This is a genomic window from Flavobacterium sp. AJR (genome assembly GCF_002156885.1).
GTDB lineage: Bacteria > Bacteroidota > Bacteroidia > Flavobacteriales > Flavobacteriaceae > Flavobacterium.
Window position 1 is genome coordinate 54,355 of record NZ_NCWQ01000021.1, and the last position, 25,564, is coordinate 79,918.

The 25,564-nt window shown below is 31.0% G+C and carries 24 protein-coding genes; 18 read left to right on the forward strand and 6 right to left on the reverse strand.

Annotated elements, in window-relative coordinates:
• Positions 1-9: 9 nt before the first annotated feature.
• The 16 genes from B8T70_RS07180 to B8T70_RS07255 all read left to right on the forward strand — a co-directional run bounded on the left by B8T70_RS07180 (position 10) and on the right by B8T70_RS07255 (position 18,432).
• Positions 10-678, forward strand: a complete 669-nt coding sequence (locus B8T70_RS07180; protein WP_086894431.1) for a cytidylyltransferase domain-containing protein — start codon at positions 10-12, stop codon at positions 676-678.
• Positions 679-693: 15 nt separating this feature from the next.
• Positions 694-1,734, forward strand: a complete 1,041-nt coding sequence (gene neuB / locus B8T70_RS07185) for an N-acetylneuraminate synthase (protein WP_086894432.1) — start codon at positions 694-696, stop codon at positions 1,732-1,734.
• Positions 1,735-1,744: 10 nt separating this feature from the next.
• Positions 1,745-2,869 carry a UDP-N-acetylglucosamine 2-epimerase gene (gene neuC / locus B8T70_RS07190; RefSeq protein ID WP_086894433.1) on the forward strand — a complete coding sequence of 375 codons (1,125 nt, stop codon included), beginning with the start codon at positions 1,745-1,747 and terminating at the stop codon, positions 2,867-2,869.
• 16 nt (positions 2,870-2,885) lie between these two features.
• Positions 2,886-4,283, forward strand: a complete 1,398-nt coding sequence (locus B8T70_RS07195) for a CDP-glycerol glycerophosphotransferase family protein (protein WP_086894434.1) — start codon at positions 2,886-2,888, stop codon at positions 4,281-4,283.
• The gene (locus B8T70_RS07200) at positions 4,276-5,373 is read left to right on the forward strand and encodes a glycosyltransferase family 4 protein (protein ID WP_086894435.1); all 1,098 of its coding nucleotides are present in this window, start codon (positions 4,276-4,278) and stop codon (positions 5,371-5,373) included. Before B8T70_RS07195 ends, B8T70_RS07200 begins: the two co-directional genes overlap by 8 nt.
• 21 nt (positions 5,374-5,394) lie before the next feature.
• The gene (locus B8T70_RS07205; protein WP_086894436.1) at positions 5,395-6,828 is read left to right on the forward strand and encodes an MBOAT family protein; all 1,434 of its coding nucleotides are present in this window, start codon (positions 5,395-5,397) and stop codon (positions 6,826-6,828) included.
• Positions 6,828-7,709, forward strand: coding sequence for a hypothetical protein (locus B8T70_RS07210; RefSeq protein ID WP_086894437.1), 882 nt, complete (start codon positions 6,828-6,830; stop codon positions 7,707-7,709). The genes B8T70_RS07205 and B8T70_RS07210 overlap by 1 nt, the downstream gene beginning before the upstream one ends.
• Positions 7,710-7,717: 8 nt before the next feature.
• Entirely contained in the window at positions 7,718-8,590 is an 873-nt protein-coding gene (locus B8T70_RS07215) for a hypothetical protein (RefSeq protein WP_086894438.1), read from the forward strand.
• Between the two features lie 4 nt (positions 8,591-8,594).
• Complete coding sequence (locus B8T70_RS07220; protein WP_086894439.1) at positions 8,595-9,743, forward strand: glycosyltransferase family 4 protein; 1,149 nt, start codon at positions 8,595-8,597, stop codon at positions 9,741-9,743.
• Positions 9,744-9,745: 2 nt separating this feature from the next.
• Positions 9,746-11,284: a glycosyltransferase family 2 protein gene (locus B8T70_RS07225; protein WP_086894440.1), complete on the forward strand. Its 1,539-nt coding sequence runs from the start codon at positions 9,746-9,748 to the stop codon at positions 11,282-11,284.
• A gap of 3 nt (positions 11,285-11,287) precedes the next feature.
• The gene (locus B8T70_RS07230) at positions 11,288-12,280 is read left to right on the forward strand and encodes a glycosyltransferase family 2 protein (protein ID WP_086894441.1); all 993 of its coding nucleotides are present in this window, start codon (positions 11,288-11,290) and stop codon (positions 12,278-12,280) included.
• Positions 12,281-12,293: 13 nt separating this feature from the next.
• Positions 12,294-13,397 (forward strand): glycosyltransferase family 4 protein, encoded by a 1,104-nt coding sequence (locus B8T70_RS07235; RefSeq protein ID WP_123912082.1) that lies wholly within the window; start codon positions 12,294-12,296, stop codon positions 13,395-13,397.
• Positions 13,394-14,512, forward strand: coding sequence for a glycosyltransferase (locus B8T70_RS07240; protein WP_086894443.1), 1,119 nt, complete (start codon positions 13,394-13,396; stop codon positions 14,510-14,512). Before B8T70_RS07235 ends, B8T70_RS07240 begins: the two co-directional genes overlap by 4 nt.
• On the forward strand, positions 14,509-15,579 hold the full coding sequence (locus B8T70_RS07245) for a glycosyltransferase (RefSeq protein ID WP_086894444.1): 1,071 nt from the start codon (positions 14,509-14,511) through the stop codon (positions 15,577-15,579). Before B8T70_RS07240 ends, B8T70_RS07245 begins: the two co-directional genes overlap by 4 nt.
• 6 nt (positions 15,580-15,585) lie before the next feature.
• Positions 15,586-16,956, forward strand: coding sequence for an O-antigen ligase (locus B8T70_RS07250; protein ID WP_086894445.1), 1,371 nt, complete (start codon positions 15,586-15,588; stop codon positions 16,954-16,956).
• Positions 16,957-17,037: 81 nt separating this feature from the next.
• Entirely contained in the window at positions 17,038-18,432 is a 1,395-nt protein-coding gene (locus B8T70_RS07255; RefSeq protein WP_086894446.1) for a sugar transferase, read from the forward strand.
• On the opposite strand, the gene B8T70_RS07260 is transcribed toward B8T70_RS07255, so the two are convergent.
• Entirely contained in the window at positions 18,433-19,572 is a 1,140-nt protein-coding gene (locus tag B8T70_RS07260; RefSeq protein WP_086894447.1) for a DUF4105 domain-containing protein, read from the reverse strand.
• A 48-nt stretch (positions 19,573-19,620) separates the two neighbouring features.
• Positions 19,621-20,607 carry a PorV/PorQ family protein gene (locus tag B8T70_RS07265; RefSeq protein WP_039111670.1) on the reverse strand — a complete coding sequence of 329 codons (987 nt, stop codon included), beginning with the start codon at positions 20,605-20,607 and terminating at the stop codon, positions 19,621-19,623.
• Between the two features lie 273 nt (positions 20,608-20,880).
• Between B8T70_RS07265 and B8T70_RS07270 the strand changes: the two genes are divergently transcribed.
• Together B8T70_RS07270 and B8T70_RS07275 are read left to right on the forward strand one after the other, a co-directional pair.
• Positions 20,881-21,597, forward strand: a complete 717-nt coding sequence (locus tag B8T70_RS07270; RefSeq protein ID WP_086894448.1) for a phosphatidylcholine/phosphatidylserine synthase — start codon at positions 20,881-20,883, stop codon at positions 21,595-21,597.
• A gap of 12 nt (positions 21,598-21,609) precedes the next feature.
• Positions 21,610-22,467: a glycoside hydrolase family 25 protein gene (locus B8T70_RS07275; RefSeq protein ID WP_086894449.1), complete on the forward strand. Its 858-nt coding sequence runs from the start codon at positions 21,610-21,612 to the stop codon at positions 22,465-22,467.
• A gap of 111 nt (positions 22,468-22,578) precedes the next feature.
• Here the strand turns inward: B8T70_RS07275 and lptB are convergent, their stop codons facing one another.
• The 4 genes from lptB to B8T70_RS07295 form a co-directional block, all read right to left on the reverse strand.
• Positions 22,579-23,319: an LPS export ABC transporter ATP-binding protein gene (gene lptB / locus B8T70_RS07280; protein WP_039111666.1), complete on the reverse strand. Its 741-nt coding sequence runs from the start codon at positions 23,317-23,319 to the stop codon at positions 22,579-22,581.
• Positions 23,320-23,407: 88 nt separating this feature from the next.
• Positions 23,408-23,761, reverse strand: a complete 354-nt coding sequence (locus B8T70_RS07285) for a carboxymuconolactone decarboxylase family protein (protein WP_086894450.1) — start codon at positions 23,759-23,761, stop codon at positions 23,408-23,410.
• Positions 23,754-24,575 (reverse strand): twin-arginine translocase subunit TatC, encoded by an 822-nt coding sequence (tatC, locus tag B8T70_RS07290; protein ID WP_086894451.1) that lies wholly within the window; start codon positions 24,573-24,575, stop codon positions 23,754-23,756. Before tatC ends, B8T70_RS07285 begins: the two co-directional genes overlap by 8 nt.
• Complete coding sequence (locus B8T70_RS07295; RefSeq protein ID WP_039111904.1) at positions 24,575-25,540, reverse strand: SIS domain-containing protein; 966 nt, start codon at positions 25,538-25,540, stop codon at positions 24,575-24,577. The genes tatC and B8T70_RS07295 overlap by 1 nt, the downstream gene beginning before the upstream one ends.
• Positions 25,541-25,564 lie beyond the last annotated feature (24 nt).

Below are 25,564 nucleotides of genomic sequence, written 5' to 3' on the forward strand. Positions count from 1 at the left end.
TTTAGCTAAATGAAAACTATTGCTATAATTCCCGCTCGCGGAGGATCTAAACGATTGCCTCAAAAAAACATAAAGTTACTTGGTGAAATTCCGTTACTTGCCCATAGTATTCTATATGCCAAAGAAAATAATGAAATCATCGATGAAGTATATGTTTCTACAAATGATGATGATATTAAAAAAATTGCGTTAGAATTTGGAGCAAAAGTAATCAGCAGGCCCGAAAGTATTTCGGGAGATTTAGAACCAACTGTTTCAGCATTAAAAAACGTGTTGGAACAAATTACAGATACCGTTGAGAATGTTGTTTTATTACAAGCCACAAATCCGCTTCGACCACACGATTTATTAAAAGAAGCGTTTGAGATTTATCAAAAAGAAAAATGTAATAGTTTATTCACCGTTTCCCGAAATCATCAAAAATTCGGAAAAATAGTAAACCAGAAATTTATTCCGTTCAATTACGAAATAGGTCAGCGAAGTCAGGATTTAGAGCCGCTTTTTTTCGAAAATGGATTGCTTTACATTACAAAAGCCGCCCTGATTATGGAAAATATTATTATTGCCGAAAATGCATTTCCTTTCAAAATAGATTCTATTTTTGCCGACGTAGATATAGATACCCAAGAAGATTTTGATTACGCCGAATATCTATACCCAAAACTTATAAAACCCTAATTCATAACCTACTTTATGAACCCATTTATAGAAATTGCAGGACGAAAAATCGGACCAGATTTCCCTCCTTTGGTTATTGCCGAAATCGGAATTAATCACGAAGGCTCATTACAGGTTGCCAAAGAAATGGTAGATGCTGCAAAAAGAGCAGGAGTTGAGGTCGTAAAACACCAAACTCATATTGTTGAAGATGAAATGAGCGGAGCTGCCAAAAAAGTAATTCCGGGAAATGCCGATGTTTCTATTTATGAAATAATGGAACGCTGCTCACTTAATGAAGCTGACGAACTTGAACTTAAAAATTATGTAGAAAGCAAAGGCATGATTTTTATTTCGACGCCATTTTCCAGAGCTGCGGCCGAAAGACTGAAGGAATTTGATATTCCAGCCTATAAAATTGGTTCAGGAGAATGTAATAATTATCCATTACTGGAACATATTGCTTCATTTGGGAAACCTGTTATTTTAAGTACAGGAATGAATACCATAGAAAGTATCCGGAAAGCTGTTGCTATTTTCGACAAACATAATATTCCCGTTGCACTCTTGCATACAACAAATTTGTATCCAACACCAATTCATTTAGTTCGTTTTGGAGCAATGACAGAACTGCACAATGCTTTTCCTGATAAAGTTTTTGGTTTAAGTGACCATACCTTAAATAACAATGCGTGCTTAGGAGCTGTTGCTCTTGGTGCAAGTATTCTCGAAAGACATTTTACAGATCACATGCAGCGCACAGGCCCGGATATTGTATGCAGTATGGATGAAAAAGCTTGCGCTGAATTAATTGTTTCGAGTGCAGAAATTGCCTTGATGCGTGGCGGAACAAAAAAACCGGCATTAGAAGAACAAGTGACAATAGATTTTGCATTTGCCACCGTTTGTACAATAGCATCAATTAAAAAAGGAGAAAAATTATCTAAACAAAATATTTGGGTAAAACGTCCCGGAACCGGAAAAATCTTAGCAGAACATTTTAATGATTTAATTGGAAAAACTGCATCAAGAGATATTGAAAACGACGAACAATTGGATTTTACTGATTTTGAGTAAAATATTTTAAATGAAAAAAATCCTTTTCCTAACAGGAACACGTGCCGATTTTGGCAAGATAAAGTCACTCATTTCGATTCTGGAAAAACAGTCGGAATTTGAAGTTTTCGTATTTGTAACCGGAATGCATTTACAAGAAATATATGGTTATACTTTAATAGAGATCGAACGCTGTAATTTTAAAAATGTTTTTACATTCGAAAACCATACGCATGAAACCACAATGGATCTTACATTGGCAAAAACCATTGAAGGATTATCAAATTATTGCAAAGAGATAAAACCCGATATGATTGTCGTGCACGGTGATCGTGTCGAAACGCTTGCAGGCGCAATCGTAGGATCGCTTAACAATATTTTAGTTTCTCATATAGAAGGCGGAGAAGTTTCAGGAACTGTTGATGAATTAATTCGTCACAGCGTTAGTAAATTAAGCCACATTCATTTTGTGTCAAACAAACAAGCCGAAAAGAGATTGTTGCAAATGGGAGAAATTAAAGAATCTATTTTCACAATTGGTTCTCCCGATATTGACATCATGTTTTCAGATCAATTACCTGATTTAGCAATTGCAAAAGCATATTATAAAATAGATTTTGAAAAATATGCCATTGTAATGTTTCATCCTGTAACTACAGAAATTAAGGAAATACAAAAATATGCAGAAACCTTTGTTACTTCATTATTACAAGACAATCATAATTATGTCGTCATTTTCCCAAACAATGATTTAGGAAGTCAGTTTATTATAGAAGCCTATCAAAAACTGAAAGAGAATCCAAGATTTAGAATTTTCCCATCATTGCGTTTCGAATATTTCCTGACCTTATTAAAAAACAGTCAGTTCATTATCGGTAATAGTAGTGCAGGAATTCGAGAAGCTCCATATTACGGAATTCCAATTATTAATATCGGAACCCGTCAGCAGAACAGAGCAGTTCATGCTGATATTATCAACACTGATTATTCAGAAAAAGGAATAAAAGAAGCACTTTCAATTATTGATTCTCACAAAGTTCAAATTGTTGAAGATGATTTTGGAGAAGGAAACAGCAATGAATTATTTCTTCAAAGCATTCAAAAAGCTGATATTTGGCAACTCAATCATCAAAAACAATTTAGAGATTTTAAGTAATCGGATTATAAATTAAATGAAAAAATTAGGAATAGTAATAACCGACGGAGTAGGATTTAGAAATTTTGTCATGAGTGATTTCATTAGTGAAGCAGTGAAACAATTTGATAAAATCATTATCTATTCTGGTTTGCCCGAAAGTTGTTATCAGAATTTTAATAATTCAAAACTCGAAATAAAAGAGCTTGCTGTTTTTAAAGAAGGAAAAGCAACATGGGCTTTTAGAAAATGGAAAGAAATTGCCCATTTACAAAAAAACAAATCCTTTTACGGGATGAATGATAATCTTGTTTCAGGTTATCCTAAAAATAATTCAGTTCGTTCATTATTTGTAAAAACCATTTATTCTTTTACAAATTTTATAAACTCAAATTCAAGTATTTTATTAGCCGAAAAAATTCAATTTTCATCTTTCTCAAAAGATAAAATCACAAAAGAATATATCGAAATACTTAAAGAAGATAAACCTTCACATTTATTTTTCACACACCAGCGTCCGCCTTATTTAGCGCCATTTTTGTACGCGGCAATTCAAACAAAAACTCCAACAAGTACCTTTATTTTTAGTTGGGATAATTTAGCTTCAAAAGGAAGAATGTTAGGAACGTTTGATAAATTTTTGGTTTGGAGTCAGTTAATGAAAGAGGAGCTGCTCTATTTTTATCCAAATGTAAAAAATGATGAAGTTCAGGTTGTTGGAACACCACAGTTTGAACCTTATGTTCTCGACAAGTATAAATCTTCAAAAGAAAATTTTCTTGCCAAATTTGGATTAGACAGCAATAAAAAAAACATTTGTTACAGTTGTGCCGATGTTTCTATTGGGCCAAATGATCCAATTGTAATTAAAACCATTGCCGAAGCTATTCGAAATAATGAAATTGAAGCACAAGTACAGCTTTTAGTACGAACATCTCCGGCCGAAGATGATAGCCGATTCAAAACTATTCGCGATGAATTTCCTGAAATTATCTGGGATGTACCAAAATGGATTCTAACCAGAGAAAATCATCAGGAAAGCTGGTCGCAGCGAATTCCAAGTGATGAAGATATTACAAATTTACGATCATTATTAGAAAATGCCGATTTAAGCATCAACATGTGTTCTACCATGAGCCTCGATTTTATGCTGTTTGATAAACCGGTAATTAATACCGTTTTTGGAAACCTTGAAAATGGTCTTTATAACGATCAGAGATTTTTAAATTACAATCATTACAAAAAAGTGATTGATGGTAACGCTGTAACCATTGCTAAAAATAAACAGGAATTAATCGATCAAATCAATCAAACATTTAATAATCCTGAAGAAAGAAAATCAGAAAGAAAATCAATGATTGATTTACAAATCGGGAAAAGTTTACAAGGAACCAGTAAACGTATTGCCAAAACTTTAGCCTCATTCCATGACTAAAATAGCAATACTTTGCAATTATCAATTACTTCCTGAAAGAGTGGGAGGTATGGATTATTTTTTCTGGGATTTTGATAAAAAATGCAAAGAAAATAATGTCGAAGTCGATTGGTTTTTCCCAAATACATCAAATCACGGATTATATTCTAATTTGACAATTTACAGTAATGAAAAGGAAAGTGTCGAAAATAATTTCCTCTCCTTTTGCAAGCAAAATAAAACAGAATATTCTCAGATCATAACTCATTTTGTAGAACTGTGCACGCCTTTTTTCTATATAATCAGCAAACTATCAAAAGCAAAAATTATTGTCGTTGATCATAATCCACGACCTTTAAGCGGATATTCATTTAAAAAGAGAATAAACAAAAGAATAAAAGGAATTTTAGTCTCAAGATATATTGATGTTTTTGTTGGCGTTTCAGAATATTCTAAAAAAGAACTTATAAAAGATTTTGGCAATCATATAAAAAGTAAGATTCTTGTTATTCCGAATGGATTAGACGTTTCGAAATTTATACAGAAAACGGATTTTTCTTCTAATAACAAATTTATTGTTGCCTGCCATTTACGAAAAGAAAAAGGAATTCAAGACTTAATAACAGCAGTTCAGGGGATTCGGGATTTGCATAATTTTGATTTTTCAATTGATATTTATGGAGAAGGTAATTATCAGGAAGAATTAAATAAAATGATTGAGGAGTTTTCTCTTCAGAGTATATTTAATTTTAAAGGCAGCGTATCAGATTTGAATGAAGTTTATTGCAAGTATGATTATCTTATACATCCTTCGCATGGAGAAACATTTTGTTATACAGTACTGGAAAGTTTACTGTGTAATTTGCCAGTAATTACGACTCGAAATGAAGGTAATGTGCTTGGTTTGGTAATGGAAAATAAAAACGGATTTTTATTTGATACATTAAGGATAGATCAATTAAAAGAAATTTTACTAAATATTCTAAATCAAAACTATATTTTTAAGAATAACTCAGTTATTAATGATAATTTGCAGACTTTTTCGCTAACCAAAATGGTAGATAATTATTTTGAATTAGTTAATAAAAATCAAAACTTTAAACGTAATTAAAATATTCATTAATAGGATTATATGTTTTTTAACTCCATAGCATTTGCTGTTTTTTTACCAATCGTTTTTTTCTTGTATTGGTTTGTTTTTAATAAAACCAAAAGCGCTCAAAATGCTTTACTAATTGTTGCCAGTTATTATTTTTATTCTTGTTGGGATTGGAGATTTCTGTTTCTATTAGTTTTTTCTACATTTCTGGATTATTATACCGGAATTCAAATCGAAAAAGGAAAATCAGAAAGAAGCCGAAAGTTTTGGTTTTGGCTTAGTATTTTAGTCAATTTAGGATTCTTAGGAGTTTTTAAATACTATAACTTTTTTGCTGCCTCTTTCTCAGATTTATTAAACTCAGCTGGTTTTAAGGCAAGCCCAATTTTATTGAATGTGATTCTTCCGGTCGGAATTTCATTTTATACTTTCCACGGTTTATCATACGTAATCGATATTTATTTTAAAAGAATAAAAGCCGAATATAACTTTGTAGATTATTCTCTGTTTGTTAGCTACTTTCCACTTTTGGTTGCAGGACCAATCGAAAGAGCTACACATTTATTGCCACAGGTAAAAGTTAAACGTGAGTTTAATTTTCAAATGGCGAAAGAAGGTATTTACCAAATTATTTGGGGATTAGTTAAAAAAGTTGTCATTGCAGATACTTGTGCTACTTATGCCAATGCTATTTTTGATAATTATACTTCAATGAATTCTTTCTCTCTTATTTTGGGCGCAATATATTTTGCATTCCAAATTTATGGGGACTTTTCAGGATATTCAGATATTGCACTAGGAGTTTCTAAGTTATTTGGTTTAGATTTATTACGAAATTTTAATTATCCATATTTCTCACGAGACATAGCTGAGTTCTGGCGCCGTTGGCACATTTCGCTGTCGTCTTGGTTCCGTGATTACCTTTACATTCCTTTAGGTGGGAGCAAAGGTGGTATTTGGATGAAAATCAGAAATACCTTTATCATTTTTGTAGTTAGCGGATTTTGGCATGGTGCGAATTGGACATATATTGTTTGGGGATTTATAAATGCAGTTTACTTTCTGCCTCTACTTTTATCAAATAGCAACAGAAACAATATGGATGTGATTGTACTAAAATGGAATTTTGGCTCTGTAAAAGTAATAATGAGTATTCTCTATACTTTTTTATTGACCTGTGTTGCTTGGGTATTTTTTAGAGCCAGAACAATAACCGATGCAATTGAGTATTTGAAAAGGATGATTTCTAATGGGGAATTTAAAATTCAATTTTTAGCAAATGATCGAAGTAATTATGAATTGATAATTATGATTGGTTTGTTTGTTTTAGTTGAATGGAATAATCGTAATAAAATAGAACCTATTTCGGGAAAAAGAAGCTTATTGAAATTAGCTTTAGCAATAGCAGCTATTATGGCATTAGGTACTTTTTCAGATTATAAAGAATTTATATATTTTCAGTTTTAATGAGGAAATTTTTAATTTATCTAGTTAAGGTATTAATAATAAGTATTTTGGTTGCTATAGTTTTAGATGCACTTTATACTGGCATTTTTATGCAATCTAAAAACAGAGGAAAAGTAGAAACAGTTTTCACTTCAAAAGCTCAAAACTATGACGTTGTTTTTTTGGGTACTTCCCGCGCAAACAATCATTTTGTTGCTCAAATGTTTGAAGATAAAGGATTAAAAACGTTTAATTATGGTATGAGTGGTGGTCATTTATATGAAACATCTCTATTATTAAAGTTAATGATAGAAAGAAAGTTTAAAATAAAAAACATTATTCTTGAAGCAGATTTAAGTCTTGCAAATGACCAGGAAGCAGAAGGGATTTCGGCTAAATTTTTACCTTATATTCATAATTCAAATGTTATAAAAAATCATTTTTTGTCGCAGGAAAATTTTAATGAATTATATTATATTCCTTTTTATAGATATGTAAAATACGAAACCAAAATTGGTTTCAGAGAAGCTTTTTATACCGCAATTCATAAAAATACAAATACGCTGGACAACTTAGGGTATTATCCGTTGGTAAAGCACAAAAACGGTAATATGAAAAATAACATCGCAAATCTTAATCCTTTACCGCATAATAAATATTACGAAGAAATTAAAAAGATATGCAAAGACAATCATATTAATTTTATAGCCGTAATGACTCCAATGTGTGAAAATGTTGTGGGAATGAATTATTTTGAGAAAGTAAAAAAGGTATATCCGGAGATTCATAATTATGAAAATGTGGTAGTCGAGGACAAATATTTTGCCTCATGCGGGCACATGAATGATACAGGAGCAAGAATGCTTACAGCCAGAATTTTAAAAGATTTTTTTAAGAGATAAATTTGAAAATGAAGAAGTTTTTGTTTTTTCTTTTGAAGATTCTTGTAATTATTTTAGCATTCGCCTGCGTTTTAGATGTGGTATATTCAAATTTATTTTTTTACTCAAAAAACAGAAGTAAGATTGGATATATTTACAATTCAAAACCACAAGAATTTGATGTAGTTATTTTAGGTTCATCAAGATCGAATAATCATTTTGTAACTCAAATGTTTACAGATCAGGGTTTAAAAACATTTAATTTTGGAATGCAGGGATCAAAATTATTTGAATCAGATTTGGTTTTAAAATTACTCTTAGAGAAAAAGAATAAAATTAAAAATGTAATTATTGATGTAGATGTAAATCTGCGAAGTGACAAAAAATCAGAAGCCGTGATTTTGAAATTTTTGCCTTATCTGCACGATTCTGAAGCTATAAAAAAGCATTTAATGATTATGCCGGGCTATGATTTTTTGTATTATATACCTTTTTACAGATATGTCAAGTATGAAACAAAAATTGGTGTAAGAGAAATGTTTTTTTGCAGTATAAATAAAAAAAATAAGGAATTAGATTTTGGAGGTTATTCTGCACTGGAAAATTCAAATACAACATTAACAGAAAATCTAAATGTTAATCCGATTAGAAATGAATATTATGAAGAGATAAAAAGTATTTGTAAAAGGAATAATATTAATCTAATCGCAATTATGACACCGATGTGCGAAAATGCAATTGGGATGAATTATTTTGAGAAGGTTAAAAAACTATATCCGGAAATTCATAATTATGAAAATGTAGTAGTCGATAATAAATATTTTTCTTCATGCGGACACATGAATGATACAGGAGCAAGAATATTTACAACCAGAATTTTGAAAGATTTTTTTAAGAAATAAATTCATGAAAATAGCTTTTTTAACACCGGAATATCCACATTCCAGAACAGGAAATTCGGGAGGTATTGGAACAAGCATTAAAAATCTGGCAATAGGGCTTTTGGCGCAAGGTGTTTCAGTTAGAGTCTTGGTTTATGGACAAAAAGAAGATGCTTTTTTTGATGACAATGGGATCTTAATTCAGCAAATAAAAAATGTAAAAATCAAAGGATTGTCATGGTTTTTCACAAGAAAAAAAATTGAAAGGATAATTAACAAACTGTATTCTGATAAAGAAATTGATTTAGTAGAAGCACCCGATTGGACTGGAATTACCTCTTTTATTAAACCCCAAAAATGCCCGATAATAATTAGACTTCACGGATCAGATACTTATTTCTGTCATTTGGATAATCGTCCGGTAAAATGGGTAAATAAATTTCATGAAAAAAGAGCCTTAATTAAGGCAGATGAGTTATTGTCTGTTAGTCAGTTTACGGCAAATACAACAAATGCTGTTTTTAATCTGGCTAAAAAGTTTACAATTATCCCCAATCCGATTGACACACGATTATTTCAATCGAATAAAACCACTCAAAGAGAAAATAGTATATTGTATTTTGGAAGCCTGATTCGTAAAAAAGGACTGCTGGAATTACCTTTGATTTTTAATAAAGTAATCGAGAATAATCCGAATGCTAAATTGATTTTGATTGGTAAAGATGTTTCTGATATTATTTCGGGAAATTCATCGATTTGGCAAATGATGCAGAAATTATTTTCAGATAAAGCAAAGAACAATGTAACCTATTTAGGGAGTGTTTCGTACACTGAAATAAAACAAAAAATAGAGGAGGAAACTCTTTGTGTTTTTCCTTCTTTTGCAGAAGCTTTTCCTGTTTCCTGGCTAGAAGCTATGGCTATGGGAAAACCAATTGTAGCTTCAGATATTGGATGGGCAAATGAAATGGTTGATGATGGAGATAATGGGTTTTTGGTTCATCCTGTAAATCATGATTTTTTTGCAGAAAAAATCAATACCCTTTTAAATGATGAAGAGTTATGTTTGAAAATGGGAAAATCAGCAAGAAAAAAAGTAGAAGCCTTTTTTGATATCAATAGTATAGCGAAACAAAATATAGAGTTTTATAAAAGCGTAACTAACCGTAATTAGAAATGAAATTAAATGAATTTGTAACAACAACCGGAGAAGTTATTCTTTACAATGGGAAGCCTAATTTTGATACATTAGAAATGTTGTCAAAAGAGGCAGGAGATATTTGGCATAGTTCATTTGAACAAGGATATAAAAATGTTTTTCCTGAATTGGTATATCAAACCGCTGTTTTTTTTATGTTTATCAATGATTTTGATAATCTTGATAAATGTTTGAGTTGGAGAGTTAATCCAAATCAGTTTGCAGTTCGTCAATCAGTTTGGAAAACTTTGAAAGGTTTTGATACTGAATATAAAAACATTCAATTACAGGCATTAGATTTCGGATACAATGCATTACGAAATTCAGCTGCTATTCCGTTATATGTAAAAGGACTTTTTGAAGAAAACTCAAAAGAAGAAATCAAGATATCAGCAAAAGACAGATACGTTTTTTTTAGAAAAAATTTCAAAATAGATCATTCTGTTTTCATGTTATACCGAGAAGGATTTTGGAAATGGAAAGAATGGAATGCTTTCTTTTATGCTAAGAAAAATTTCAAACAATCAAGTGCCAAACCAATCATTAAACCTCGGGAATTATTAGCTATCGAGGGAAATCCAACAGTAAGTTATATCATTCCAACAATGATGCGACAAGATTTTACGATGCAATTATTGAAAGATTTGGCTACACAGACATTTCCGGTTTCGCAAGTTGTAATTGTAGATGCAACTCCTAAAGCTTTAAGAGATGAAAAAATATATAATTCAATAGATTTCCCTTTTGAATTAATTGTTAAATGGCAGGAAACAAAAGGCAGTTGTAAGGCCCGTAATGAAGCAATTGAATTATGTACAGGAGAATATATTGTCTTTGGTGATGATGATGTTCGTTTTCAGTCCAACTTCATAGAAAATCATATCAAAGTATTACAAACCTATAAAGTGGGTGCTTGTAACGGACTTGATATTCGTGCGGATAATCAAGAACAAGATTTAACAGATTTAGAAGATAAGCTTCAAAAATTAGGCGAAAAAAGATGGTTTGTTGGTACAAGTCATGGTTTTAGCAACGCAAATTCTTGTGTAAAAACAGAATATGTTAGAAAATTAATAGGTAATGATATTAATTTTGATGGCGGTTATGGCGAGGATAGCGATTTTGGAATGTCATTAATTAAGTTAGGACAAATTGTAGTTCATAATCCTTTTTCTCCAAATTTACATTTAAAACCACCTGTTGGCGGTTATCGATTTTGGGGAAATCAGTCTAAGATTTTAGGAAAAAAAAGAAAAGCACAGCCTTGGGAATTAGATACTCCAGTAAAGTCTGTTCGACCCGTTCCAAGTCCAACGGTAATGTACGGAATAGTAAAACATTTTACCCCACAACAAGTATTGGAATATAAGTATAAACACTTTTTTTTATATCTTTTTAAAGGTTCAAAAAAAGGATTTTTATATCGTTTTTTTAGAATTCCGTACAAAAACATTCAGTTTAAAAAATCTCTTTTTTATGCTAAAAAACTAAATAACTTAGGAGTAAGACATAAATAAAATATGAAATTTTCCCTTATCATTTGCACTTACATGCGTCCTGAGCCTTTGTTGAAATTATTACAATCGGTCAAGGCACAAAATTTATACCCTGATGAAATCCTAATTATTGATGGCTCGACTAATAATAAAACTGAGATTATTTTAAAAGAAAACCCTTTTGAAAATCTCCAATATTTTTTGGTTGATAATAAAGATCGCGGACTTACTAAACAAAGAAATTTCGGAATTAATAAAGTAAGTGATTTTATTGAAGTTGTTTGTTTTTTAGACGACGATACCGTTTTAGAATCAAATTATTTTAAGAATTTGTTACAAACATATAATCAATTTCCAGATGCGCTTGGTGTTGGAGGTTATATTTGTAATGAAATAAAATGGGAGGAAGTTGCGGATAATTACATTCCGAAAATCAATGAATTTTATTTTGACGGATGGAAACGCAAAGATGGAAGCCGATTTATATTGCGTAAAAAACTGAATTTGGATAGTGATTGTCCTCCGGGCTTTTCTTCTAATTTTTCTCATGGCAGAAGCGTTGGTTTTTTACCGCCAAGCAATAAAACGTATCCGGTTGAACAATTGATGGGTGGAGTTTCGTCTTTTCGAAAATCAGTTTTTAAAACTTTTTCGTTCTCGACTTATTTTGAAGGCTATGGACTTTATGAAGATGCAGACTTTACTTTAAGAGTTGCAAAAACCGGAAAATTATACCTGAATACATCTGCAAAATTAAATCATTATCATGCTGCTTCAGGAAGACCAAATCAATATCATTATGGCAAAATGGTAGTAAGAAATGGCTGGTATGTTTGGCGAGTTAAAAATTCAAAACCGAATCTAAAAGAAAGGTTTAAGTGGAATGCAATAACGATTTTACTTACTTTTATCAGGTTTACCAATGTAATTACAGATCACAATAAAAAAGCAGCTTTTACCGAGGCTGTGGGAAGAACGCTTGGCTGGTGGAGCTTACTATTTAATAAACCCAAATAAAGTAAAGGTATTTATGAAAACAATTTTAATTGCACATAATTATACCGAAAACTCATTTGCGTCAATGAGTTATTATTTAGCACATCATTTGGCCAATTTAGGAAATAGGGTAGTCTTTATTTCACATAATCCTTTTTTTAAAGAAAAAGAGATTATTAGTAAAGAAAAAGGTGAAATTATCGTGTACTCATGGCCAACTAAAAAGAGACCAACATCTATAAAAGATGTTCTTTGGTTTGCTAAGATTTATTTTAAATATAAGCCAAATGTGGTTGTCGGTCATTTTGTTGGAGCTAATATTACAACTGCGATATCAAAAATATTGTCTTTAGGAAAAACTAAAACATTTGCTTATTATCATACGTTAAGCGATCAAATTTCAAAAGATCAAAAACATAACGGAATAAAACAGAAAATGCTTTTTTTACGAAAAAAAATGCTTTATAAACTATTTTGCGATGTTGTTGTTTGCCCATCAAACTTGGCAAAGTTAGATTTAGAAAAATATTATTCACTTAATAAAGGAATGGTTGTTTTAAATCCGATGAAAGATCGATTTGAAGGAAAAACTATTGTTGGTCATGATAATATTATTATTATATCCTATTTAGGCAGGCTAGATCCTTCAAAAGGAGTTTTAGATCTTATTAAGGCATTTAAAATTTATTCTGATAAAGTTAAAACGGCAAATATAATTTTGAATATTGCCGGAACTGGGAGTCAACAAAAAGAAATTAAAGAGCTGATAGCAAATGAAAAAGACATTGTTTATTTTGGAGGATTACAATATGAGAAAGTAGATGAGTACTTAAATACAAGTCATTTTACAATAATTCCTTCAAAATTTGACGCTTTAAATATGGTTGGAATCGAATCAATGATGAATCAAACACCACTATTAATTTCAAATTCAACAGGTTTAGCAGATTATCTTGTTGATGGTAAAGAATGTTTTAAATTTGATGCGAATATTGATTCTATAGTTTTGTTATTTGAAAAAATTAAAAAAAATATCGATCAACAAGAACAGATGAGTAAAGATGCCAGAAGTACTTTTTTAAATCTTTTTACTATAGATAATTATTGTATTAATTTTTCCAACGAATTACTGAAATGAAACTTGTAATCATTACACATGTCAGCCATATTCAAAATGATAATCAGTATTTTGGTTACGCGCCTTATGTGCGTGAAATGAACATTTGGTTAAAATATGTTAATCAGGTTATAGTAGTTGGTTCTTTGCAGGGAAATAATCCAACAGCGATTGATATTGCTTACAATCATCCTAAAATTGATTTTAGAGAAATACCCAATTTTAATTTAATCAGTTTTAAGAATAGTGTAATTTCTGTCTTTAAATTTCCAATTATACTTTGGAAAATATTTTGGGCAATGAAAGATGCAGATCATATTCATTTACGCTGTCCCGGCAACATAGGTTTGTTAGGTTGTGTAGTTCAGGTTCTATTTCCAAACAAAATCAAAACTGCTAAATATGCAGGAAACTGGGATTCTGCAAGCAAACAGCCCTGGACATATCGTTTGCAAAAATATATTTTGAGTAACACTTTTCTAACACGAAAAATGCAGGTTTTGGTTTATGGAGACTGGAAAAATCAATCAAAAAATATAAAGCCTTTTTTTACAGCAACTTATTCAGAGAATGAAAAAGAAACTGTTTTAAAAGCTGGTTTTGATTCCAATTTTGAATTCATTTTTGTTGGAAGTTTAGTGTCTGGTAAAAATCCATTATATGCTATAAAGCTTGTAGAACAACTAATAAAAAAAGGAAATAATGCAACTCTTAGTTTATATGGAGAAGGAGTTGAGCGAATTATTTTAGAAAAATATATTAAAGAAAACCAACTAGAAAAATATGTTATTTTAAAAGGAAATCATGAACAGGAAACTATAAAAAGAGCATATCAAAAAAGTCATTTTGTAGTATTGCCATCTAAAAGTGAAGGCTGGCCAAAAGCTATTGCTGAAGCTATGTTTTGGGGGTGCGTTCCTTTGGCTACAAAAGTTTCATGCGTTCCATTTATGCTTGATTATGGAAATAGAGGAGTTTTGCTAGAAATGAATATAAATCAGGACTTGTCTAAAGTAACAGAAATAATTAAAGATGAGAATTTGTTTTTCGATAAAAGTAAATTCGCTGCAAAGTGGTCGCAAGAATATACAACAGATGTTTTTGAATCTGAAATTAAAAAGCTTTTAGTAAAATGAGAGTTGTACAAATAATAGATTCTTTAGAGGCAGGCGGAGCAGAACGAATGGCGGTTAATTATGCAAATGCATTAGCCAAAAAAATAACATTTTCAGGTTTAGTAGCAACAAGAAAAGAAGGCTCTTTAAAAAAACAAATAGATTTAAAAGTCTCTTATTTATTTTTGGAAAAGCAAAATAGCATAGATTTTCAAGCTATTTTTCGTTTAAGAAAATATATCAAACAAAATCAGATTGATATTATTCATGCTCATAGCTCTTCTTTTTTTATAGCCGTTTTAGTAAAATTGACTTTGCCAAGAATAAAAATCATTTGGCACGATCATTATGGCACGAGAGAAAAAGAAACGAAAGAAACGAATAGGGTTTTGATTTTTTTATCTACTTTTTTCTCTGCTATTTTTGTTGTTAATCTTCAGTTACAAAAATGGAGTAAGAAAAATATGCACTGTTCAAGAGTAATTTTTATACCTAATTTTACAACTTCTGAAGTTGAGACAGAACAGTTAACCAATTTAAAGGGAATCAATGGTAAAAGGATTGTTTTTTTGGCAAATTTAAAAAATCCAAAAAATCATATTTCGATTCTAAAAGCATTCTCCGATTTAAAGTTAAGCGAGAATGGCTGGTCTTTACATTTAATTGGAAAAGATTATTTTGATAACTATTCGGATCAGATAAAAAAACATATAGAGGCTTATTCATTAGAGAATGATATACATTTGTACGGGGCAAAAAACGATGTCAGATATATTTTATCGCAAGCTTCTATTGGAGTTTTAGCCTCTACAGAAGAAGGATTTCCTGTAACTTTACTTGAATATGGTCTGGAGAATTTAGCAGTAATTTCTACAAACGTGGGTTATTGTTCTTCTATTATTCAAAATGAAATAAATGGCTTATTGTTTGATCCACGGTCTGATTTAGAAGTAAAAGCACAATTGGAAAAAATTACAAATAATGATTCGCTTAGGAAAATTTTAGGAGATAATTTTAAACAATCAGTAGAACAGAATTATTCAGAAGAGATTGTAATAAAAAAGTTAATCTCAGCTTATACAAATTAAATAAATATGAAAAACATTTCACGGTCTTATGGTTTTCTGATTTTAATTCATGGCATAATAGCTTTGATGATTTTTATCGTGCCTTTCCTGTCTAAAATATATGCACTTTTAATTCCAATAGTAGGTTTTTATTTTGTTTATAAAACAAAGAATAAAAAAAATGAGGTTCTTTTGGTGGCGGCTTACTTAGTAGGTGTTGAGGTTTTGTTACGTATGACCGGCGGGAATTTTAATAACGAATATGTAAAATTTAGTGTTATTTTCTTTATGTTGTTGGGGATGATCTACAGCAATTTTTCGACAAATGCTTTTATCTATTGGTTTTTTCTTGTTTTACTAATTCCCGGGATCTTAATTACATCAATTTCAACAGACTATTATAATGTAGATGTTAAAAAATCATTGTTCTTTAACTTGTCAGGACCAGTATGTTTGGCAATCTGTGCCATATATATGTTCCAAAGGAAGGTTTTATTTTCAGATTTGCAAAACGTAGTTATAGCGATGGGACTTCCCATTTTTAGTACAACAGTCTATTTGTTTTTATATAACCCCAATGTAAGAGATGTATTAACGGGTACTCAATCTAATTTTGAAACTTCAGGAGGTTTTGGACCTAATCAGGTTTCTACAGTTTTAGGATTAGGAATATTTATATTTTTCACACAATTAATCTTGTTTTCAAAATCAAAATTTAGAATGATTTTAAACGGGGTTTTTTTAGTAATGATTTGTTACCGGGCAATTGTAACTTTTTCAAGAGGAGGAGTAATTACTGCTGTAGTGATGATTGCTTGCTTATTATGTTTAATGTTTTATTTTTCAAATGCAAAAGGAAGAGGAAAGTTCGCTTTGGTTTTTATTGTTACAGGGCTTATGGGAATAGGGATTTGGACTTATACCTCTTTAGAAACTGGTGGTTTAATTAATAAGCGTTATGCTAATCAGGATGCAGCAGGAAGATTAAAAAAAGACCGTTTGGGAGGTCGTGAAGAAATCATGGATTCAGAATTGAAATTATTCCTGGATAATCCAATTTTAGGAACTGGGGCAGGGATGGGGAAAGAATTAAGAAAACAAATGTTTAATATAGATGCCGCTTCCCACAATGAGATAACCCGTATGCTAAGTGAACATGGTTTGTTCGGTATTTTTGGTCTTTTAATACTATTTGTTACACCATTTGTTTTGTATGTTAATAATTGGCAACATCTTTATTTTTTTTCCTTTTATTTATTCTGGCTCCTTACCATAAATCATGCTGCTATGCGAACAGCTGCTCCCGCTTTTGTATATGCACTAACTTTGATTAACGTAATTAAATTTAAATCAGGCAATAATGCAAATGAAAATACTATTGATATTAATAAGGTTTGATTACTAATTTTATGATACATTTGCTTCCATAATTTTAAATTTCCCCAAATTTAATTATGCAACTTAACCACTATAACCAAAATGCCACAAAAAAATAAGATTCATTTTGAAATATCAGAGCGTAAAGTCATCCTTAGATTTTTTGATTCTTTTTTTATCTTAGCTACATTATATTTATTAAGTCAGATATTTGATTATCGTTATTTTAATATTACAAGTACTAATTATTATGGAGTATTAGTATTGGTGATATATTTTAACCTTTTTGGATCTATTTTTGAAATGTATAACCTGCAAGTAGCCAGTAATCAATTTCAAATTATTAAAAGTACAGTTATTGCAGTTTCGACAACAGTTTTAGTGTATTTGTTAACCCCAGTTTTATCACCAGAATTACCTAAACAGAGAATTTCAATAGTTATATTTTATTTTGCGGTACTTTTTGCCATTCTATTTTGGCGCTTATTTTATGTTCATTTTCTCGCGTCACATCGTTTTTTTCAAAATGTAGTTTTAATCTGTGATCAAGATCAAGTAGAAGAATTAGTCTTAGGATTGGAGAATGTTGACCCACATTATAAAATCATTGGTTTTGTAAATTCAGATTCTTTAAATAATACTTCTTCAGAATACCATTATGCAAAAGAGATTAAAAAAGGTGAGTTAGAAGAATTTGTAAAAAATAATAATGTATCCGAGATTGTTATAGCTTCCCAAAAGACAGACGGTATTACTGCCGATTTATACCAGCAATTATTACATTTACTAGAGTCTGGTAAAATAATTAGAGAATATACTCAAGTATACGAGAGCAAAACACAACGTATTCCGGTGCAATATATAGCAAGGGATTTTTATCGTTTTTTTCCTTTTAGTCGTAGTAATAGTAACAAGTTATATTTGTTGGTAGTACGTTTTTTTGAATTCGTTTTTTCTTTGTTCGGATTATTAATTGGGATTATTTTAATACCATTTATAGTTATAGGAAATTGTATCGGTAATCGAGGCAGTCTTTTCTATACCCAGGACAGAATAGGAAAAGATGGAGCGGTTTTTAAAATATATAAATTCCGTACAATGGTAAAAAACTCTGAATCTAAAGGAGTTGCTTTTGCGGCTGCAAATGATGTACGGGTTACACCTTTTGGGAAGATGATGCGTAAATCCAGAATAGATGAATTACCGCAATTCATTAATGTTATAAAAGGAGATATGGCAGTTATTGGTCCTAGACCAGAACGTCCTTTTTTTGTAAAAGAAATTGCTCAGGTTATGCCATTTTATGAAACAAGACACATTATTAAGCCAGGACTTACTGGTTGGGCACAAGTAAATTATTCTTACGGAGAATCGATAGAAGAAAGTTTAATAAAACTACAATATGACTTGTATTACATAAAACACAGAAGTATTTTTCTGGATCTAAGTATTACTTTTAAAACCATTACTACAGTTTTATTTTACAGAGGACAATAATTATATAATAATAGGAATTGGTTTTTTATTCTTAATTGCCACACGCACAAGCACAACTCCACTAGTTATAATTAGAGGTAAAACAATCAGGAATGAAGCCTTATTAATCATAAACAATCCATATACAATTAGTAAAATGATATGGATAAGTGATAATCTATAAGTCCATTTTTTGTTTTTCATAAGATTAAAAATCAAAAGAATAAGTAAAAAAGGGCTAAACAACAAAATGTTATAGTTGAATTCTAGTTCCTTGTGTAAGGAATAAAAACCTATAAAAACAAAAAACACCCCTAACAAACCCATTATTAAAAGATAGGCTTTATCAATACTTCTTTTACTTATAAAGATGATAAATGCCAGTATAATAATGTAAGTATACCAGTTGTTCCACCAAGAATGAGTTGGTTCTTTATCAAAAGATAGAATTGTTTTATTCTCTTTTACTAAAGGATGATTTTGAAAACTTGTTTTGTCTAGACTGTTTTTTAATTCAAAAGGCAAGAATATTTTTGTTCCAAGTTCATCTACTTTCTTTCCAAAAATAATACTGATACCTAGTTTTTCATAAAAGTGTCCGTCAAAATAAGGGTATAGTATAGTTCTGTATGTTTTATCAGTATCTCCTTTTTTTGTAATTATAGTACCGTTTAAAGATTTATTGATGATATCAACAACCATAGAAGTACAATTTTTGTCAATAAATTTATAGGTGTAAAATCTATCTTCAGAAAGTAGCGTTGTGTTTAAATTATCAAATAATTTTTGTTTAAGATTGTCAGAAATATTTAATTCTTGTTCGTAAACACTACGTTTTGTATAGTTGTATTCATTAATAAAATCGAGATAGGAATTTGCTGTAGCGTAATATTGTAGGTCACCTTTTGTGAATTTAGCAACAAAATTAGGAGTTCTGAAATCGAAAGTACCATAATTATATACTATATCAAGAGCGTTAATAGAATCCTTTATTCTAATAGCTGTGTGGCCAAAAAGAGAATAAGGTTCGTTTCCGGTTCCGCAAGTTAATACGCTAACTTTAGAATCTTTGGATAATAAAATGCTTTGTCCAAAACTGTTGTTGATAAACACAAAAAATAATAGTAAAAAGAATATTTTTTTTGATGAATACGTTTTCATAGATATTTTTTTAAATGAATTATCAATGTTTCTTTGGGATGTAATTATTTATTTTCTAAAGAGACCTAAGTCTACTTTAAGCGAGAAAATATTAGAATATAAAGCAACGCTTTGATTTCCTAAATCTGTTAAAGCATAATCAACCTGGATGCCTTTATATTTAAAACCGAGACCGATATTAGGTTGAAAACCTACTTTCTCAGAATTATCTAATTGTGTTACGTTCTGAAAATTTCCAACTCCAGCTCTCAAGAAAACTAAATCGGTATATCCAAACTCTAATCCTAATGCAGGATCAATACTTACCACATTACTAGAGATTATATCTTTCGTTCTTTCAAAACGCATATTCATATTTGTAGCTACTAAAACACTATAATCATATCTGATTATAAATTTTTTCGCAATACCTAATTGCGCTTTTGGCAATGTAATTTCTGTGCTTTCGGGTAACTCCTGATTTTCTCCCGGAATGGCATCAGAGATTTTTTTGTATTCCTTCTCATCTATATTCCAAACATTATAAGTGGTTGTAATGTCACGTACCATCAAACCAAAACGCCAGTCATTTTTCTCAAATTGTAATCCTAAATCAAATCCAAAGCCCCAAGAATTAGCAAATTTACCAATAATACGTCGGATGACCTTGGCATTAACACCATATTGAAACCCAGGAACAGGCAACTTTCTAGCATATGAAAACGTAAAACCATAATCAGCAGTCGAGAAAAGACTGATTCGATTGTAATCAATATTTCCTTGATTGTCTATTAATTCTGTAGTATCTAAAATGTCATCTACTCCAAAACGAATTAATGAAATTCCCCAAGCACTTCGGTCATCTATCGGACTTGCGTAGCCAATATAATCATATTGTGCGATATTGGCAAAATAATTAGCATGCATCAAAGCAACTTGATGGTCTTGAAGATTGGTTAACCCTGCTGGATTCCAGTAAACTGAGTTTACATCTGTCGTAGATGCAACCACTGCACTCGACATGGCAAGAGCTGCAGCATCGACACCAATGTTCATAAACTCGTTAGAGTATTTACGAACCGTTTGGCTGTAATTTGCCGTTTGAACACAAAATAGTAAAAACAATAAAATTTTCTTCAAGAGCTAATTTTTATAAACCGAAGTCTGTTTAATTTTTACCAAAAATATAATTTTTTACTGAGCTTATTTATTCCTTTTTGTAAATAATGCTAAAGTCTGACTTTTGTGTAAAAAACTCTAATAAAAACGTACATTCCATTCAGTTATTATAGTAAATTTGTTGCTTATCATACTTAAATTTTATTTGCAATGAATATTAAAAAACATGTACCTAATGCTATTACATTAATCAATCTTTTTTGTGGATGCATAGCTGTTGTTTTTGTTTCTAAATTAGATTATGAAATGGCTTTCTATTTTGTTTGTTTAGGAATCTTTTTTGATTTTTTCGATGGTTTTTTTGCTCGATTATTTAAAGTATCCAGTCCATTAGGTTTACAGTTAGATTCATTGGCAGATATGGTAACTAGTGGTGTAGTACCAGGTTATGTAATGTATAGTTTATTTGTTAGTAGTTCAAGTGCACACAACATAATAGGTTCTGAGTTTACTCCATTTTTAGGATTTATTGTAACTCTAGGTTCTTGTTATCGTTTGGCAAATTTTAATATAGATACGCGCCAAACGGATTCATTTATTGGATTACCAACGCCTGCAAACGCATTGTTTATTTTGAGTTTACCCTTGGTTTTAAAATATTCAGATTCGTTAATGATTCTTGAAATCTTAACAAACCAATGGATTTTGTTAGTGATAGCATTATTTAGTGCTTATATCCTGAATGCCGAAATTCCTTTATTTTCATTAAAATTTAAAAAATTCAATTTAAAAGATAACGGACTGCAAGTTGGTTTTTTATCATTGTCGGTTTTGCTATTGATTTTCTTTCAATATCTAGGGATTCCATTGGTAATCATTACTTATATAATATTGTCAGTTATAAACAATAAGTTTCTGAAAAAGTAGTTTTTTTATTGAATGAAAAGAAAAGTTACCAAAAGAAAGCAGACCTCAAATCGGAAATCTAAATCAACCAGTTCTATAGGGAAGTTTTTTCGTTTCATTATTTTTTCGGCTTTTATTGCTCTTTTTCTAGGAGTCGTTTATCATTACCGAAATGGTTTAGCGTATTACTTTAGTTTTAAAACAGATAAAGTTTCAGAAAAAGAAGCTGAAGATAAACGTCTTTCGGATGTTAGGAATTACCAGGTTTTGGCTAATCACCAAGGAATGGCAATTGGTTTGGATGTATCCGAATTTCAAGGAAAAATTCGTTGGAGTAAAGTAGATAGTTTGGAGCAAAAATTTCCAATCTCATTTGTTTTTATACGTGCTACTGCTGGAAATGATCGTGTTGATAATCAATTTTTGAATAATTGGCTAGGAGCCAAAGAGCAAAAGATTATCCGTGGAGCATACCATTATTATCGTCCGAACGAAAACTCGATAGAGCAAGCCAATCTTTTTATTAAAACGGTTAAATTACATAAAGGTGATTTGCCTCCAGTTTTGGATATTGAAAAACTACCTAAAAACCAGTCTTTAGATAGTTTGAAAAAAGGGTTAAAAAGATGGTTGAATAAAGTAGAAGAACACTATAAAGTACGGCCAATTATATACAGCGGAGAAAGATATTATGATGATTTCCTGAAAGAAGAATTTAGTGATTATCTTTTTTGGATAGCCAATTATAATTTTTATCGAGAAAAGATTGAGGATGATTGGTTGTTTTGGCAATTTACAGAGAAAGCAACAATGCCAGGAATAAAGCATACTGTCGATGTAAATATTTATAACGGCGATTTACAGCAATTACAATTTATAACAGTCGATTAAGTTTTAGTTTATAGTCGCAGTTTACAGTCTCAGTAAAAAAAATCGCAGTACTCGGTTTTTTGGAACTGAATACTGCGACTGAATACTTAAAGCTGCGACTGAATACTCTTTTTAGAATTCCAGTTTCTTTTTACGAAGTTCAAAATTCTGACCTAGATATACACGACGTACCATTTCGTCTTCTACCAATTCTTCAGGTACACCAGCTTTTAGGATTCCTCCTTCAAACATAAGATACGTTTTATCAGTAATAGCAAGAGTTTCTTGTACGTTATGGTCGGTGATTAAAATTCCGATATTTTTATTTTTTAATTGCGCTACGATTCGTTGGATGTCTTCTACTGCAACAGGGTCAACTCCTGCAAAAGGTTCATCTAGTAAGATAAACTTAGGATCGGTAGCAAGAGCACGTGCGATTTCGGTACGACGGCGCTCACCTCCCGAAAGTAAATCTCCTCGGTTGGTACGAATATGCTCTAAGCTAAATTCTTCGATTAAACTTTCCATTTTAGCTTCCTGCTCCGCTTTAGATAAAGTGGTTAGTTGTAGTACGCTTAAGATATTGTCTTCGATGCTTAGTTTTCGAAAAACAGATGCTTCTTGAGCTAAATATCCAATTCCGTGTTGAGCTCTTTTGTACATAGGGAAATCGGTAATATTTAAATCATCAAGATAAATATTGCCCGAATTTGGTTTTACCAATCCTACAATCATGTAAAATGAAGTGGTTTTACCTGCTCCATTTGGACCTAAAAGACCAACTATTTCTCCTTGGTTTACCTCAACAGAAATACCTTTTACTACACTACGGCCTTTGTAGGTTTTGATTAAATTATCGGCTCTTAATTTCATTTTTTAAGTTTAATCGTTTAAACGTTCGAATCGTTTATTCGGTACAAATTAACGAATAAACGATTCAACAAATAAACCTCTTTAACAATTATTTAGTTTCAGTTTCTTCTAAAGCTTCCCAAAATTCATATGCTCTGCGCAAATGAGGAACTACGATTGTACCACCAACTAAGGTTGCAATTCCCATTGCTTCCATCATTTCTTCTTTGGTAACCCCTTCTTTAAAACTAGTTTCAAGATGGTATTTTACGCAATCATCACAACGTAAAACAGCCGAGGCAACTAAGCCTAAAAGCTCTTTTGTTTTAACATCAAGAGCGCCCGCAGTATAAGCATTGGTATCCAGGTTAAAAATTCGCTTTACAATTTTGTTATTATCAGCTAGTAATTTCTCGTTCATTTTAGAACGATAGTCGTTAAACTCTTGTATGATATCAGACATTTTCTAGGTTGTTTTGTTTTTTATATACAAGTACCGAAATAAAGATACTCAACTCATAAATCAGTAACATTGGTATTGCTACAATTGTTTGGCTCACAACATCTGGAGGAGTTACAATTGCCGCTACGATTAGGATTATAATTACAGCATATTTCCAATATTTTCGTAAAAAACGTGGAGTTACTAATCCTAATTTGGTAAGGAAATAAATAACTATTGGTAGCTCAAAAAATAGTCCACCAGCTAGAATACTAGTTTTTACCATTCCCATATAAGATTCTAGGGTAAATTGATTTTTTACAATATCACTTACCGTAAAAGTTGCCACGAAATTTACAGACATTGGTATTACTACAAAGTACCCGAATGTTACTCCTAGAAAGAAAAGTAGTGAGGAAACAAAGATGAATACTTTAGCATTTTTACGTTCTTTTTCATATAATGCTGGGCTTATAAATTTCCATATTTCCCATAAAATATAAGGAAAACTCAAGATGAATCCAGCCAAGATACACATCCAAACAAAAACATTTACCTGTCCTTCCATTTGTGTGTTCTGGATGATAAATGGCATCTCGGTGATACAGATGTTTTCGGCAAAACCTAATTTATGAGATAACTCGCAGAAAAATTGATAGGTAAAAAAAGTTGGTCTTGTTGGTCCGAAAATGATTACATCAAATAGGTAATCACTTATAAAGTAGGTTAGAAAAGCCATTATGATTATGGCAGTTGTACTTCTTACTAATAACCATCTAAGTTCTTCAAGATGGTCTAAAAACGACATTTCGCTTAGGTTCTTTTTATTTGCCATTATACGATTCCTTCTTTTAAAATGTCATGTAAATGTAGTACCCCTTTATATTCTCCATTGTCGGAAACAATTAATTGGGTAATCGAAAAGTCTTCTAATATATTCAAAGCATCTACAGCCATTGTGTCTGATGATACCATTTTTGGATTTTTAGTCATAATGTCTATTGCGGTTAAATCGGCAAAAGTATCTCTGTCGTTTAGCATTCGTCGGATATCTCCATCAGTGATAATTCCGATAATTTTATCATTTTCTACAACAGCAGTTACACCTAGTCGTTTTTCTGATATTTCAAATATAACTTTTTTGATTGAAGAATCTGGGCTAACAGTTGGTTTTAACGAATGTTCAATCATGTCTTTCACGCGAAGTAAAAGTTTTTTCCCTAATGCACCTCCTGGATGATATACAGCAAAATCTTCAGGTTTAAAATCGCGCATTTCCATTAAACAAACCGCAAGAGCGTCTCCCATTACAAGTTGTGCCGTAGTACTGTTGGTTGGTGCCAGGTTTATTGGGCAAGCTTCCATGTCAACAGTTGTATTTAAAACATGATCACTGCCTTTGGCTAAGAATGAAGTCATGTTTCCTGTAATAGCAATTAATGTATTGCCAAAACGTTTTAATAACGGAACTAAAACTTTGATTTCAGGGCTGTTGCCACTTTTTGAAATGCAAATAATAACATCTTCGTTTTGAATCATTCCTAAATCTCCATGAATTGCTTCAGATGCATGAAGGAATAATGAAGGTGTTCCTGTAGAGTTGAAAGTTGCAACCATTTTTTGTGCAATAATTGCACTTTTTCCTATTCCTGTGACTACTAATCGACCTTTCGATTCGTATATCTGTTGAACAGCTTGAGTGAAATTTTCATCTAAAAAATTAATTAATTTTGCAACTGCTTCGCTTTCAGAGAGTATCGTTTTTTTAGCGATAGCTAATATATTTTCTTTTGTTATCAAAACAGGATAGTTAAAATTTGTATG